The organism is Streptomyces sp. NPDC020983 (assembly GCF_044333485.1).
Classification (GTDB): domain Bacteria; phylum Actinomycetota; class Actinomycetes; order Streptomycetales; family Streptomycetaceae; genus Actinacidiphila.
On sequence record NZ_JBIRRA010000015.1, the window covers coordinates 201,918 to 215,088 of the forward strand.

General features: G+C 74.9%; 16 protein-coding genes. 10 read left to right on the forward strand and 6 right to left on the reverse strand.

The features are described 5' to 3' along the window. Positions 1 to 159 precede the first annotated feature (159 nt). The 5 genes from ACH4SE_RS29880 to ACH4SE_RS29900 all read left to right on the forward strand — a co-directional run bounded on the left by ACH4SE_RS29880 (position 160) and on the right by ACH4SE_RS29900 (position 5,028). Positions 160 to 1,092, forward strand: coding sequence for an aldo/keto reductase (locus ACH4SE_RS29880; protein WP_398546631.1), 933 nt, complete (start codon positions 160 to 162; stop codon positions 1,090 to 1,092). A 181-nt stretch (positions 1,093 to 1,273) separates the two neighbouring features. After that, positions 1,274 to 2,431: an ABC transporter ATP-binding protein gene (locus ACH4SE_RS29885; RefSeq protein ID WP_398546632.1), complete on the forward strand. Its 1,158-nt coding sequence runs from the start codon at positions 1,274 to 1,276 to the stop codon at positions 2,429 to 2,431. After that, positions 2,428 to 3,150: an ABC transporter permease gene (locus tag ACH4SE_RS29890; protein ID WP_398546633.1), complete on the forward strand. Its 723-nt coding sequence runs from the start codon at positions 2,428 to 2,430 to the stop codon at positions 3,148 to 3,150. The genes ACH4SE_RS29885 and ACH4SE_RS29890 overlap by 4 nt, the downstream gene beginning before the upstream one ends. Continuing rightward, a complete protein-coding gene (locus ACH4SE_RS29895; protein ID WP_398546634.1) occupies positions 3,147 to 3,815 on the forward strand; it encodes an ABC transporter permease in 669 nt (222 codons plus the stop codon). Before ACH4SE_RS29890 ends, ACH4SE_RS29895 begins: the two co-directional genes overlap by 4 nt. 196 nt (positions 3,816 to 4,011) lie before the next feature. Beyond that, positions 4,012 to 5,028: an ABC transporter substrate-binding protein gene (locus ACH4SE_RS29900; RefSeq protein WP_398546635.1), complete on the forward strand. Its 1,017-nt coding sequence runs from the start codon at positions 4,012 to 4,014 to the stop codon at positions 5,026 to 5,028. 58 nt (positions 5,029 to 5,086) lie between these two features. Here the strand turns inward: ACH4SE_RS29900 and ACH4SE_RS29905 are convergent, their stop codons facing one another. After that, complete coding sequence (locus tag ACH4SE_RS29905; protein WP_398546672.1) at positions 5,087 to 5,818, reverse strand: LysR substrate-binding domain-containing protein; 732 nt, start codon at positions 5,816 to 5,818, stop codon at positions 5,087 to 5,089. 168 nt (positions 5,819 to 5,986) lie between these two features. On the opposite strand from ACH4SE_RS29905, the gene ACH4SE_RS29910 reads away from it, so the two are divergent. Further along, positions 5,987 to 6,379: a DUF5997 family protein gene (locus ACH4SE_RS29910; RefSeq protein ID WP_398546636.1), complete on the forward strand. Its 393-nt coding sequence runs from the start codon at positions 5,987 to 5,989 to the stop codon at positions 6,377 to 6,379. A 132-nt stretch (positions 6,380 to 6,511) separates the two neighbouring features. Here ACH4SE_RS29910 and ACH4SE_RS29915 read toward each other — a convergent pair whose 3' ends face one another. After that, positions 6,512 to 6,982: a carboxymuconolactone decarboxylase family protein gene (locus ACH4SE_RS29915; protein ID WP_398546637.1), complete on the reverse strand. Its 471-nt coding sequence runs from the start codon at positions 6,980 to 6,982 to the stop codon at positions 6,512 to 6,514. A gap of 77 nt (positions 6,983 to 7,059) precedes the next feature. Next, complete coding sequence (locus ACH4SE_RS29920) at positions 7,060 to 8,373, reverse strand: MFS transporter (protein WP_398546638.1); 1,314 nt, start codon at positions 8,371 to 8,373, stop codon at positions 7,060 to 7,062. Between the two features lie 75 nt (positions 8,374 to 8,448). Here ACH4SE_RS29920 and ACH4SE_RS29925 point away from each other — a divergent pair, with 75 nt between their 5' ends. Next, entirely contained in the window at positions 8,449 to 9,024 is a 576-nt protein-coding gene (locus ACH4SE_RS29925; RefSeq protein WP_398546639.1) for a TetR-like C-terminal domain-containing protein, read from the forward strand. Between the two features lie 30 nt (positions 9,025 to 9,054). Here the strand turns inward: ACH4SE_RS29925 and ACH4SE_RS29930 are convergent, their stop codons facing one another. After that, the gene (locus tag ACH4SE_RS29930; RefSeq protein ID WP_398546640.1) at positions 9,055 to 9,972 is read right to left on the reverse strand and encodes an SDR family oxidoreductase; all 918 of its coding nucleotides are present in this window, start codon (positions 9,970 to 9,972) and stop codon (positions 9,055 to 9,057) included. Positions 9,973 to 10,067: 95 nt separating this feature from the next. Between ACH4SE_RS29930 and ACH4SE_RS29935 the strand changes: the two genes are divergently transcribed. Next, entirely contained in the window at positions 10,068 to 10,652 is a 585-nt protein-coding gene (locus ACH4SE_RS29935) for a helix-turn-helix domain-containing protein (RefSeq protein ID WP_398546641.1), read from the forward strand. A 45-nt stretch (positions 10,653 to 10,697) separates the two neighbouring features. Here ACH4SE_RS29935 and ACH4SE_RS29940 read toward each other — a convergent pair whose 3' ends face one another. Next, positions 10,698 to 11,288: a hypothetical protein gene (locus ACH4SE_RS29940; RefSeq protein ID WP_398546642.1), complete on the reverse strand. Its 591-nt coding sequence runs from the start codon at positions 11,286 to 11,288 to the stop codon at positions 10,698 to 10,700. A 234-nt stretch (positions 11,289 to 11,522) separates the two neighbouring features. On the opposite strand from ACH4SE_RS29940, the gene ACH4SE_RS29945 reads away from it, so the two are divergent. Beyond that, positions 11,523 to 11,960: a nuclear transport factor 2 family protein gene (locus tag ACH4SE_RS29945; RefSeq protein WP_398546643.1), complete on the forward strand. Its 438-nt coding sequence runs from the start codon at positions 11,523 to 11,525 to the stop codon at positions 11,958 to 11,960. Between the two features lie 43 nt (positions 11,961 to 12,003). On the opposite strand, the gene ACH4SE_RS29950 is transcribed toward ACH4SE_RS29945, so the two are convergent. After that, positions 12,004 to 12,300, reverse strand: coding sequence for a dsRBD fold-containing protein (locus ACH4SE_RS29950; RefSeq protein WP_398546644.1), 297 nt, complete (start codon positions 12,298 to 12,300; stop codon positions 12,004 to 12,006). Between the two features lie 192 nt (positions 12,301 to 12,492). Here ACH4SE_RS29950 and ACH4SE_RS29955 point away from each other — a divergent pair, with 192 nt between their 5' ends. Continuing rightward, positions 12,493 to 13,149, forward strand: a complete 657-nt coding sequence (locus ACH4SE_RS29955; RefSeq protein WP_398546645.1) for a PhzF family phenazine biosynthesis protein — start codon at positions 12,493 to 12,495, stop codon at positions 13,147 to 13,149. The last annotated feature ends 22 nt before the right edge of the window (positions 13,150 to 13,171 follow it).

Here is a 13,171-nt window from a genome sequence, read left to right on the forward strand (position 1 = left end):
CGACACAGGACCAACTCCCGGCGCCACCATATCGTTCCCGGCCCGGATGTGACGTTTCCCCCGCGGTCCGGGCGTTCCGGACGCGGCCCCCGCCGGGGCATACTCCGGGTCGCTCCGCAGGGACCTCCCCCCGCGCGGCACCCACAGAAACGGGAGTCCATGACGTTTTCGACCTCACACCCGGTCACCGCCGACGCGGCAGGCACCTGGCGGCTCGGCGACCTGACGGTCCGCCGGATCGGGCTCGGCGCGATGCGCCTGACCGGCAGCGCCGCCTTCCACGCCGGGGTGCCACGCGACCGCGAACAGGCGCTCGCGGTGCTGCGCCGGGCGGTCGAGCTGGGCGTGGACCACATCGACACCGCGGCCTTCTACTTCTCCTCGCTGCGCTCGTCCAACGAGCTGATCAACCGCGCACTCGCGCCGTACCCCGACGGCCTGGTGATCGCCACCAAGGTCGGTCCGGGCCGCGACCCCTCGGGCGCCTGGCTGCCGGCGGCCCGCCCGGACCAGCTGCGCGGCCAGGTGGAGGAGAACCTCCGCCAGCTCGGCCGCGACCACCTGGACCTGGTCAACCTGCGCGTCATGCCCTCCGTGGGGCCCGGCGGCGTCGCCGAGCGCATGGGGGCGCTGGAGGAGCTGCGCACCGCCGGGCTGATCCGCCACCTGGGGGTGTCGAACGTGACGTCCGCCCAGCTCGCCGAGGCCCGCGCCACCGCGCCGGTGGTGTGCGTGCAGAACATGTACGGGCTCGGCGACCGGCGCAGCGCCCCGCTGGTGCGCGAGTGCGGCGAGCTGGGAATCGTCTTCGTGCCCTTCTACTCGATCGCCGGCGAGGGCCGGGAGATGGGCGTAGTCGGGGAACCCGGCGGCGCGGACGGCGCGGTGGAGGCCGTCGCCCGGACCCACGGCGTGTCGGCGGCCCAGGTGCGGCTGGCCTGGACGCTCCGTCAGGGCCCGCACGTGCTGGCGATCCCGGGCACCGGCGACCCGGCCCACCTGGAGGACAACCTGGCCGCGGGCGCCCTGCGGCTCACCGACGGCGACCTGGCCCTGCTGGAGGCGTCCGCGCCCGCCGGGCCGGCGGCGTGAGCGCGGGCACCCGGCCGCTCGCCCGCGGGGGGCCGGGAGGACGGCCCCACCGGGCCGGCCCCCCGCGGGCGACGCCCGGCCGCTCCCGGGAGCCCCCGGTCTAGACTCCTTGGGCACCGGCCTGCCCGAAATCGACCGGAGGCAGGCCGTCCATGCCCGATCCCGAGGGGTATTCGGCACTTTGATACAGATAGAGTCAGTTACCAAGCGATACCCCGACGGCACCACCGCGGTCGACGGCCTGTCGCTGGAGATCCCGGACGGCTCGATCACCGTCCTGGTGGGCCCGTCGGGATGCGGGAAGACCACCACCCTGCGGATGGTCAACCGGATGGTCGAGCCGACCTCCGGGCGGATCCTGCTGGACGGCGCGGACATACGCGAGCAGCCGGTCAACACGCTGCGCCGGTCCATGGGGTACGTCATCCAGAACGCCGGGCTCTTCCCGCACCGGACCATCGTCGACAACATCGCCACCGTCCCCCGCATGCTCGGCTGGGACCGCGGCCGGGCCCGTGCGCGGGCCCGCGAGCTCATGGAGCGTGTCGGCCTCGACGCGGGTCTGGCCAGGCGCTACCCGTACCAGCTCTCCGGCGGCCAGCAGCAGCGCGTCGGGGTGGCCCGCGCGCTCGCCGCCGACCCGCCCGTGCTGCTCATGGACGAGCCGTTCTCGGCGGTCGACCCGGTGGTCCGCAAGAGCCTGCAGGGCGAACTGCTCCGGATCCAGGAGGAACTGGGCAAGACCATCGTCTTCGTCACGCACGACATCGACGAGGCCATCAGGATCGGCGACATGATCGCGGTCCTGCGCACCGGCGGCGTGCTGGCCCAGTTCGCCCGGCCCGAGGAACTGCTCAGCTCCCCCGCCGACGCCTTCGTCGAGGACTTCCTCGGCACCGACCGCGGCATCCGGCGGCTGTCGTTCTTCTCCTCGCAGGAGCTGGAGCTGCTGACCGACCCCGTGCTCCCGGTCGGCGCGGACTCCGGCCGGGTCGCACGGGCCACCGCGTCGGGCGCCCCGTACGTCCTGCTCACCGACGCCGCGGGCAGGCCGCTGGGCTGGGCCCCCGCGCAGGACGCGGCCGCCGCCGCGGGGAAGGGTGCGGAGGGGCTGCTGCCGCTCGGCAGGGCCTTCGTGGCCGGGCGCGAGTCGCTGCGGGACGCGCTGGACTGCGCGGTGCTCTCGCCGACCGGATGGGCGGTCGCCGTGGACGGCGACGGCGCGGTGGCGGGCGTGGTCTCGCAGGAGGCCATCGGCTCGGCGATCCGCAGCGCGCACGCCGCCGGGGCGGACGACGGCGGCCGGGCCGTCACCGGCAAGGCGGGGGCGGCCACATGAGCGGCAGCGGCTTCTTCGACATCCCGAGCGACCTCCAGCACTCCTACCTCGGCCTGGTCGGGCTGCACGTCCAGGAGGCGATGATCCCGGTCGGCCTCGGCCTGGCCGTCGCGCTGCCGCTGGGCCAGCTGTGCGTGCGCTTCCGCTGGATCTACCCGCCGCTGCTGTGGGTCACCACCGTGCTGTACGCGATCCCGTCGCTCGCCTTCTTCGTCTTCCTGATCGACTACACCGGCGCGACCCGGACCACGGTGATGATCCCGCTGACGGTCTACACGCTGGTGATCCTCATCCCGGCGATCGTCGACGGCGTCAGATCGGTGCCCGAGGAGACGATGTCGGCGGCCACCGCCATGGGGCTGGGCCCCGTCCAGCGCTACCTGAAGGTGCAACTGCCGCTCGCCGTACCGGCGATCTTCGCCGGGCTGCGGGTCGCGACGGCGTCCAGCATCAGTCTGGTGAGCGTCGGCGCCATCATCGGCAACCAGGGCGCGCTGGGCAACCTGCTCCAGGACGCGATCCTCTACCACCGCTCCAACCTGGCGCTGAACTCGGTGCTGTCCATCGCGGTGCTGTCCGTGGTGGCGGACGTCCTGCTGGTGCTGCTGCGCACCGCGCTGACCCCGTGGCTGCCGCGGGGCGGCCGGGCGGCGCGTGCGGCGTCCGCGGGCGCGCCCGAGCCGGCGGCCGGCGCCGCACGGGTGGAGGCCGCGTCATGAGCCTCTTCCACTTCATCGGCGACTTCTTCCGCGACAACGCCAACTGGCACGGCGCGTACGGCATCCCGCACCGGCTCCTGGAGCACCTCCAGTACACCTTCACGGCGCTCGGCATCGCCGCCGCCCTCGCGCTGCCGGTCGGCCTGCTGACCGGCCACACCGGGCGGGGCGGCAACGCGCTGGCCCTCGTCGCCACCGCGGCCCGGGCGCTGCCCAGTTACGGCCTGCTGGTGCTGATGTTCTTCTGGCTGGGCCTCGGGCTCACGCCCGTGATGATCCCCCTGGTCGCGCTGGCCGTGCCGCCGATCCTGGTCACGGCCTACGAGGCGATGCGCACCGTCGACCCGGCACCCGTCGACGCGGCGCGCGGGATGGGCATGGGGCCGGCCGCGGTGCTCTTCCAGGTCGAACTGCCCATGGCGCTGCCGCTGGTGCTCAGCGGGCTGCGGTCGGCGGCGATCCAGGTCGTCTCGACCACGGCGATCGCCGCGACGGTCTCGCTCGGCGGCCTGGGACGCTTCGTCGTCGACGGCCTCTACCAGTACAACTACCGGATCGTGGTGGGCGGTGCGACGCTCATCGCGGCTCTCGCGCTCGCCATGATCGGGCTGTTCTGGCTGGTCGGGCGCGTTGTCGTGTCCCCGGGCGTCCGGCGCGGCCGGTGACCGGCCCGTACCGCGCGCCGGCGCCCCGCCGGGATCCGGACCCGCGTCCGGTTCCCGGCGGGCATCGATGCCAATCGGTGACCCTGGCGGCCTTGACGCCCTTCGCGGCCGCTGGATTGGATCATTCGGTGTACGGAACCGACGTTTCGAAGACAACTGAACGCCATCCGAACCCTCACCCCCGGAAGCGGGAATCGTGACCTCTCCTTCGCAGAGCAGCAGCACAGGCCCTCGACACCTCCGAGTGACGGCGGTCCTCATCGCCGCGACCACGGCCGCGGCGCTCCTCGCGGGCTGTAGCGACTCCTCCTCGTCCGACTCCGACCCGCTCAAGCCCGCGGCGCCGCCCGCGTCCGGCAGCGGCAAGGACAAGGACCCGCTGGCGGGCAAGGCACCGCAGAGCGGCACGGTGGTCGTCGGGTCCAACAACTTCGCCGAGAGCGTCCTGCTGATGGACCTGTACGGCGAGGCGCTCAAGGCCAAGGGCGTGACGGTCCAGTACAAGCCCAACATCGGCACCCGCGAGATCACCTACGGGCTGGTCAAGAACGGCAGCGTGACGGTGCTGCCGGAGTTCAACGGCTCGCTGCTGTCCTACCTGGACAAGAGCGCCACCCCGACCACCCCCGAGGCGGCCACCGCGGCGATCGAGGCCAAGCTCGACCCGTCGCTGACGATGCTGGACCCGGCCCCGGCCGAGGACAAGGACTCGCTGACGGTCAACAAGGAGACCGCCGCGAAGTACCACCTGACGGCGCAGTCGACGATCGCCGACCTGGCCAAGTACGGGCCGGAGATCGTCGTGGGCGGCTCTCCGGAGTTCCAGACCCGTCAGCAGGGCCTGGTCGGCCTGAAGTCGGAGTACGGGCTGAAGCCGAAGTCCTTCAAGCCGCTGGACGCGGGCGGCCCGCTCACCGTCCAGGCGCTGAAGTCGAACAGCGTGCAGGCCGCCGACGTCTTCACCACGGACGCGTCGGTCACCCGCGAGCACTTCGTGACGCTCCAGGACCCGAAGAAGCTCTTCGGCATCGCCAACGTCCAGCCGCTGGTGTCCAAGACCGCCCTGTCGCCCGACGCCGTCGCCGCGCTCAACGCGGTGTCCGCCAAGCTCGACACGAAGTCGCTGCTCACCATGGACGCCCAGGTGCAGAACGACAAGAAGGACCCGCTCGACGTGGCGAAGGCCTGGCTGCAGTCGGTCGGCCTGGGCTGAGCCCGGAGCCCGTACGCGCCCGGTCCGCACACCGCGGGCCGGGCGCGTCCGCGTGCGGCTACGAGCGGCGGCGGGGCTTGCCGCGGCGCGGCGCGGCCGGTGTCCGGGCGCCCTTGCCCGCGGACGTGCGGGCCGCGCCCGGCTTCTTCCGCCCCGCGGCGGCCTTGCCGGACGTACCGGCCTTGCCCGCGGCGGCTCGGCCGCCGGCCTGCTCGGCGTCCGCGGCGGCGCGGCGGCCGCGTGTGCTGTTGACGGTGCGGCCGCGCACGATCCCGATGAAGTCGTCGACGAGATCGGTCGTCGCGTCCTCCCGCCAGGACAGCGCGACCTGCGACTGCGGCGCGTCCGTGACCGTCCGGTAGGTCAGGTCCCGGCGGTGGTGCAGCCGGGCCAGCGACTGCGGGACGACCAGCACGCCCACGCCGGCCGCGACCAGTTCGACGGCGTCCGCGGTGGCCGCCGGGCGCTCAAGGGCGGGGCGGCCGGGCGGGCGCTCCCAGCCGAGGGTGTCGTCGAGGGGGTGCAGCACCAGTTCGTCGGCGAGGTCGGCGAGCGCGACCTCCTCGGCGGCGGCCGCGAAGTGGTCCTTGGGGACGACCACCACGGTCGTCTCGGTGTAGAGCGGGATCGCGCTGAGGTCGGTGCGGTCGACGGGCAGCCGGAGCAGGCCGGCGTCGGCGCCGCGGGCCCGCAGCAGTCCCGCGGCCTGCGCGGCGGGCACCGCGACCAGCTCCAGCGGGACGTCCGGCAGCCGCTCGCCCCAGATCCGCACCCACTTGGACGGGTTCACACCCGGGACGTAGGCGAGGCGGAAGACCGGCTCCGCGGTCCGGTCGGGCGCGGGCGCGTCGGAGGGCTCAGGAGCCTCGGGGACGTCGGGGGTCTGGTGCGTGCCGGTCACCCCGCAAGGCTAGCGGCGACGGTCGGGGGCGGCGCACGCGCTCGTTACCCTTGGGGCATGACGTCGCAGAAATCCGTCCAGACGATGAAGCCCGCCACCGCGGCGAAGAAACTGGGCGTGTACCTCCCCGCCACCCCCGCGCAGTTCCAGGAGGGTGTCGTCTCGCGGGCGGAACTGGACGCGCTCCAGGCCGACCCGCCGCAGTGGCTGCGCGACCTGCGGCGCGACGGTCCGCACCCGCGTCCGGTCGTCGCGGCGAAGCTCGGCGTGTCCATCGCGGGGCTGGCCCGCGGCGGTGTCACGGAGGCGCTCACCACCGAGCAGGTCGAGGCCCTGAAGGAGCAGAGCCCGGAGTGGCTGCGCAGGGAGCGCGCCACCCAGGCCGAGGTGCGCAAGGAGGCCGCGCGCCTGAAGGAGCGGCGTGCGGCGGAGGCCCGTCCCGCCCGCTGACGGCAGGACGCGGCAAGGGCCCGCCCCCTCCGCGGGCCCTTGCCGCGCGCCGCAGCCCGGGCTGCGGAAAGCCCGGAGGGCCGGTGCTCCCCCGTACGGGGCACCGGCCCTCCGGGCGCTGAGGGGGCAGGATCAGCCCCACTGGCCGGGCTGGTAGTCGCCCGCGGGCTGGCGGGTCAGGACGTTCAGCCGGTTGTAGACGTTGATCACGCCGATCAGGCACACCAGCGCCGTCAGCTGCTCCTCGTCGAAGTGCCGGGCGGCCTGCGCCCACACGTCGTCGGGCACGCCCGCGGAGTCGGCGAGACGGGTGCCCGCCTCGGTCAGCGCGAGGGCGGCGCGCTCGGCCTCGGTGAAGACGGTGGCCTCCCTCCAGGCGCCGATCAGGGCGAGCCGCACCGCGGTCTCCCCCGCGGCCGCGGCGTCCTTGGTGTGCATGTCCAGGCACGCGCCGCAGCCGTTGATCTGGCTGGCGCGGATCTTGACCAGCTCCTGGGTGGCGGCGGGCAGCGACGAGTCGGTCACGGCCTTGCCCGCGGAGTTGACGTACTTCGCGACCTTGGCGCCGACGGGGTTGGTGTAGTAGCTCAGACGGGCGTCCATGAGGGTCTCCTTGCGGTGGTCGGCCTTGCGGCGGCTTGCACAGGACTGACTCCCGGGCCGGGCCGGATGTGACCGCCTCAGGCCCCCCGCCCGGTGATCTGCGTCACTCCGGACGCCGGGACTCGGGCGGCGCGGGAGGTCCGCACGCGCTGGGCGGCGAGCGCCAGGACGCCGAAGGCGATGACCGCCGAGCTGTAGACGACCGCCGTGCGGTGCAGGCCGACGCCGGTGGTGGCGAAGCCCGCGAGGACGGCGGGGATGCTGAAGGCCAGGTAGGAGATGACGAAGGCGACGGCGAACAGCTCGCCGCGTTCGGCCGGCTCGGCGATCCTGGCCAGCGTGCCGAAGCTCGCCAGCCCCGCGGCGCCGAAGCCCACCCCGGCCAGCGCGGTGCCGAGCGCCGCCGCGGCCACCGAGTCCGCCTCCACGCCGGCCAGTCCCACGCCCGTGCCCAGCGCCAGCAGGCCCGCCCCCAGGGCGAGGGTGCGCTCGGTCGGCCACGGCCGCAGCGCGAACGCCGTCACGGAGGCGGGGGCGCACAGCAGCGTGACGACCAGGCCGCCGATGACGTGGCTGGACAGGCCGAACAGGCCCGCGGCGACCGACGGCCCGAGCGCGAGGTAGAGGCCGCCGAGCGCCCAGCTGGCGATCAGGATCGGCACCAGGGCGAGCAGGTCGGCGCGCAGCCGGGGTGCGACGCCCAGCCGCGGCTGGAGCGACCGCAGGGCGCCGGGGCGGCGCTGCGAGGTCTCCGGCAGCAGGAGGGCGGTGAGTCCGGCGACGACCAGCCCGGCGAACAGCAGGACGTACACCAGCCGTGTCGGGTGCGGTCCGTACTGCACCAGGAAGCCGCAGCCGAGCGAGCCCACGGCGAGGCCGAAGGCGGGGGCGGCGCCGCTCACCACGCCGGCCCGGTGCGGCGCGTGCGGCGGGTTGAGGTCGACCAGGGCCGCGCCGAGTGTCGTCATCGCGCCGCCCGTGGCCACGCCCTGCACGAAGCGGGCGGCGAGCAGGGTGGGGACGTCCCCCGCGGAGACGAAGAGCACCATCGCCACCGCCTCCAGGGCGATGGCCGCCAGCAGGACGGGCCGGCGCCCGACGTGGTCGGACAGCGCGCCGAGGACGAGCAGCGCGCCGATCATGCCGACCACGTACACCGCGAAGACGGTGGTCAGCATGGTCGCGGAGAAGCCCCATGCGTGCTGGTAGACGACGTAGAGCGGGGAGGGTGCGCTGGAGGCGGCCATGAAGAGGACGAAGATCGCGGCGACGGCGGCGAAGGCGGCGCCCCGGCCGAGGCCGCCCGGCCGGGCGCGGGACGGGAGGGAGGGCCCGCGCGGGGCGGGCGGGGCGGCGGGTCCGGGCTCCTGGGAGTGCGGCGCGACGGTCATGGATCTCTCCGGTTGCAGTGATCATTGCGTTAGTGACTCCTGCGCTAACGCAGTGACCAGTGCGATAATTTCCGTATGACCGAAGCAGCCCAGCGGCGGCCCGGCGGGCGGTCGGCCCGGGTACGGGCCGCCGTCCACCGCGCCGTCGCCGAACTCGTCGCCGCCGAGCCGGCGGAGCCGCTGACCGTCCCGGTGGTCGCCGCCCGCGCGGGCGTCCACCCGACCACCGTCTACCGGCGCTGGGGCTCGGTCGCCCAGCTGCTGGCCGACGTCGCCACCAGCCGCTTCAGCGGCAACGTGGTGGTGCCCGACACCGGGACGCTGGACGGCGACCTGGAGCGCTGGATGGCCGATGTCGCGACCGACCTGGCCGACCCCGACGTGCTCGCCCTGATGCGCGCCACGATCGGCTCGGGACCGGACGGCGGCTGCGCGTGCGCCGCCGACCGGCACGAGCAGCTCGCGGCGATCATCGGCCGCGAGCGGGCCCGCGGCGGGGCCGTGCCCGACGTGGAGCGGGCCGTCGACATGCTGCTCGGGCCGCTCTACTACCGGGCCGTCTTCAGCAGCCGGCCCGCCTCCGGCGACTGGGCCCGCGGTCTGGTCGCGGCCCTGCTCGCCGACTGCGGGGCGCGTCCGGGCGGGGCGTGACGGCGCCGCCCGCGGAGGACCGGCCGCCGCTCAGGCACCCGCCGCGCGGAAGTAGTGGCCCTCGTCGAGGTCGGCCAGCAGACCCGGCCCGGTCGGGTGCCAGCCGAGCAGTTCCTGCGTGAGGTCGCTGGACGCGGGGGCGTCCAGGCCGACGAAGCCGCTCATCCAGCCGAAGTGCGCGGCGGCCTCCTCCTGCGGGACGGACACGGCGGGCACCCCCAGGTGGCGGCCGATCACCTCGGCAATCTCGCGGAAGGGGACGCCCCGGTCGGCGACGGCGTGCAGCACGGCTCCGGCCGGGGCCCCGTCCGCCGCGAGGGCGAACAGCCGGCCGACGTCCGAGCGGTGGACGGCGGGCCAGCGGTTGGCACCGTCGCCGAGGTAACCCGAGGAACCCTTCTCCCGGGCGAAAGAGACCAGGCTCGCGACGAAGCCCCGGTCGCCGTCGCCGTGCGCGGTCGGCGGGATCCGCACGACGGACGAGCGCACGCCGCGCGGGGCGAGCGCGAGCACCGCCGCCGCGGTGGCGCCGCGCAGGGACATCGGCGAGCCGTCGCTCTCCGGCATGTCGCGCTCGGTCGCCGGCCGGCCCGGCTTGAGGCCCGCCACGCCGGAGGCGAGCACCAGCGGGCGGCCGCTGCCGGCCAGCGCCTCGCCGAGCGCGTCGACGGCGCGGCGGTCGGCCTCGGCCGCCTCCTTGAAGCTGCCGGAGAAGGCGATGTCGTGCTTGAAGGCGAGGTGGACGACGCCGTCGGAGGCGGCCGCCGCCTCCCGCAGGACGTCGAGGTCGTCGAGGGTGCCGCGGACGACGTCCGCGCCCGACGCGGTCAGCGCGGCCGCGGAGGCGTCGGAGCGGGCGAGGCCGGTGACCCGGTGTCCGGCGGCGATCAGCTCGGGCACGGTGGCGGAGCCGATCCAGCCGGACGCACCGGTGACGAAGTAGCGCATGAAGGGGACCCCTGACGTTCGGTACAAGTGATGTCAGCTACTGTCATCGACAGTAGCACCCGATGTCAGGCACCGTCATCACGTAGGATCCCCCCATGGGCAGATGGGCGCCGGACACACCCGGCCGGCTGGCGAAGGCCGCGCTGGACCTCTACAGCGAGCGCGGCTACGAGCAGACGACCGTCGCGGAGATCGCCGGCCGCGCCGGACTGACGGAGCGGACGTACTTCCGGCACTACGCCGACAAGCGCGAGGTGCTGTTCGCGGGCAGCGCCGCCCTCCAGGAGGTGTTCGTGGCGGCGGTCGCCGGCGCTCCCGCCGGGACGGGGCCGCTGCGGGCCGTGGCGGCCGGGGTGGACGCGGCGGCCGGGATGTTCACGGACCGCCGGGACTTCGCGCGCAAGCGGCACGAGGTGATCACGGCGAACGCCGACCTGCTGGAGCGCGAGCTGATCAAGCTCGCGACGCTCTCGGCCGCCCTCTCGGCCGCGCTGCGCGAGCGCGGGGTGCCGGACCCCGCGGCGGCCGTGGCCGCGGAGACGGGCGTCGCCGTCTTCAAGGTCGGCTTCGAGCGCTGGGTCGCCCCCGAGGAGATCCGCGGCCTGCCCGAGCTCGTATACGACACGCTGGAGACGCTCACCGGCATGGCCGCGGAAGGGGCGGAGGGCGCGCGGGCCTGACTCGCGGTCACGCCCTGGCGCCGCCCTCCGGGACGGCCCGTACGCTCAGGCGCCGCCGGTGTCCGCGCCTCCGGCGAGGGCGAGCCGGAGGGCCTGCAGGCCGAGGGGGGTGTCGCCCAGCGAGCAGAGCAGCGGCCCGCCGCGGACGTGCAGTTCGAGCCGCCACACCCGCCGGGCCGCCCCGCCCCGGCCGGCGGTGGAGGTGTGGATCCGCTCGGCGACGCGGACGTCCGTCCACGGCAGCACCGCGAAGCCCTCCGGGCGGGGCGGCCCCGACGGGCGCGCGGGCGGGTAGCCGATGACCAGACCGCCGTCGAAGAGGTGCAGCCGCGGGATCCGGGCGCCCCGCCGCCGCTCGTAACCGAGGGCCAGGACGGGGACGGCGAGCGCCGCCATGACCAGCGTGGCCCCGGCGGACGCCGCGAGCGGCCCGAAGGGACCCGCGAGCAGCCCGATCCCCGGTGGCAGCAGGGTGACGGCCAGCGCGACACCCGCGCAGCCGGCGTCACCGCCGCCGAGGGCGACCGTGCCGCGGGCGGCACCGAAGCCGTGCTGCCCGGCGAGCCGGAGGGCCTCGCGCCGGGCGGAGTGGCCGTTCGTGCCCCCGGGTGCGCCTTCGTCCGTCATGTCCGCCACCGCCCCCTCCCTCCGCAGGTGCCCGTATCGGGACGCCCGGGTGACCGCTGAGACGGCCCCCGGCACGCGTGCGGTTCCCCCGGGCGCGGGGCGGCCGGGCGGGGCCGGTGGCGTGCGTGCGCAGTGGCGTGAAACGGCCGCACGCGGCCGCGGGATAGTCAACACTGTGACTAGTCACCTTCATGACTATCCGGAAGAGGCCCCCAGGCAGGGCCTCACAGGGGAGGTACGCCCGTGGCCACAGCAGAACGCTTCCGCGCCGCCGTCGAGAACCGGGACCTGACCGCGCTCGACGACCTCTTCACCGACGACGTCCGCTTCTACAGCCCCGTCACCTTCCGGCCCCTCGAGGGCAGACGGCTGGTCACCGGCCTCTTCGCCGTGCTCTACCGCACCTTCGAGGACGTCCACTACGGCGGCCGGCTCGACGGCGCCGCCGAGCGCGGGGCGGACGGGACGCGCGCCACCGCGACCGCGCTGCCCTTCCGGGCGACCGTCAAGGGCCGGCAGATCCACGGCATCGACCTGCTGCACTTCGACGGCGCACGGCACATCACCGAGATCACCGTGCTGATCCGCCCCCAGTCCGCGGTGCAGATCGTCGCCGAGGCGATCCACCTGGGACTCCTGGCGGACGGACTGCTGCCCGCTCCGGTCCCGGCCGAGCGCTGAGGCTCCCGGCCGGAACTCCTCGGCCCCGGCCGGGAGGCCGTGCTCAGCGCGCGGGCGGCTCGTGGGCGGCCGCCTTCTCGTTCTCGGCGGCGTCCACCGTCGCCATCCGGAGCAGCTGCCTGCCGAGTTCCAGCAGGGCCCGCCCGGCGGCGTACTCGTCGCCGATCTCCGGGGCGGGCGGGTCGCCCGGGTTGCGCTGCGCGGTGGCGTGCGTGCGCAGGGTGCGGTCGCCGGTGTCGAGAGCGGCCTCGACCGTGGTCGCGTCCTTGCTCTCCTCGGCGATCTCCAGGTTGAGGGTCCAGGACTTGGTGCGCGTCGTCGGCGCTGTCTGCTGCTGCATCACGAGACCGTCCCATCCGTGCCCGATCGTGTGCCGGACCCGGCCTCCTGCCGCACGAACCCACCGGTCGGTCGGCGCGCGCCTGCCGCGTCCGGCCCCCTTGTGCACCCACGCCTGCCCCGCCCGCCCGCGGCCAAACCGCCCCCGGGCCTCCGGCCTCCGCCGGCCCGCCGCACGTGGTTGACTGCCCGCGTGACCGAATACGACGTTCTCCGCGTCTTCTGCGGCGCCGACGGGCGGCACGGCAACGAACTGGCCGTGGTCCGCGACGGCTCGGCCGTGCCCGACCCCTCGGACCGCCTGCGGCTGGCCGCCAAGCTCGGCTTCAGCGAGACCGTCTTCGTCGACGACCCCGAGCGCGGCATCCTCGACATCTGGACCCCCACCCTGCGGCTGCCCTTCGCCGGTCACCCCTGCGTGGGCACCGGCTGGCTGCTCGACCTGCCGGAGCTGGTGACGCCCGCGGGCGTGGTGGACGTCCGTATGGACGGGGAGTTCTGCTGGATCGGGGCGATGCCGGCCTGGGCGCCGCCGCGCACCCTGCTCCAGTACGGTTCGGCGGCCGAGGTGGACGCGCTGGAGGTGCCGCCGCCCGGCGAGTGGATCTACGCCTGGGCCTGGCAGGACAAGGCTGCGGGCCGGATCAGGGCGCGGGCCTTCCCGGGCCGCGACGACGGGATCGACGAGGACGAGGCGACCGGCGCGGCGGCGCTGCTGCTCACCGAGCGGCTGGGGCGGGCGCTGAACATCGCGCAGGGCCGCGGCTCGCAGATCATGACGGCGCCGCAGCCGGACGGGGTGGTCGAGGTGGGCGGCCGGGTCCGGCTGGACGGCCGGGAGTCGCTCTGACACCGCCGGACGCGAGGGCCCC

Bases quoted from the DNA above. Each gene is read 5' to 3' on its own strand.
- ACH4SE_RS29915 (WP_398546637.1), bottom strand. From the start codon at position 6,982: ATGGACGCCCGTCTGAGCTACTACACCAACCCCGTCGGCGCCAAGGTC.
- ACH4SE_RS29930 (WP_398546640.1), bottom strand. From the start codon at position 9,972: ATGCGCTACTTCGTCACCGGTGCGTCCGGCTGGATCGGCTCCGCCACC.
- ACH4SE_RS29920 (WP_398546638.1), bottom strand. From the start codon at position 8,373: ATGACCGTCGCGCCGCACTCCCAGGAGCCCGGACCCGCCGCCCCGCCC.
- ACH4SE_RS29925 (WP_398546639.1), top strand. From the start codon at position 8,449: ATGACCGAAGCAGCCCAGCGGCGGCCCGGCGGGCGGTCGGCCCGGGTA.
- ACH4SE_RS29890 (WP_398546633.1), top strand. From the start codon at position 2,428: ATGAGCGGCAGCGGCTTCTTCGACATCCCGAGCGACCTCCAGCACTCC.
- ACH4SE_RS29880 (WP_398546631.1), top strand. From the start codon at position 160: ATGACGTTTTCGACCTCACACCCGGTCACCGCCGACGCGGCAGGCACC.
- ACH4SE_RS29950 (WP_398546644.1), bottom strand. From the start codon at position 12,300: ATGCAGCAGCAGACAGCGCCGACGACGCGCACCAAGTCCTGGACCCTC.
- ACH4SE_RS29895 (WP_398546634.1), top strand. From the start codon at position 3,147: ATGAGCCTCTTCCACTTCATCGGCGACTTCTTCCGCGACAACGCCAAC.
- ACH4SE_RS29910 (WP_398546636.1), top strand. From the start codon at position 5,987: ATGACGTCGCAGAAATCCGTCCAGACGATGAAGCCCGCCACCGCGGCG.
- ACH4SE_RS29935 (WP_398546641.1), top strand. From the start codon at position 10,068: ATGGGCAGATGGGCGCCGGACACACCCGGCCGGCTGGCGAAGGCCGCG.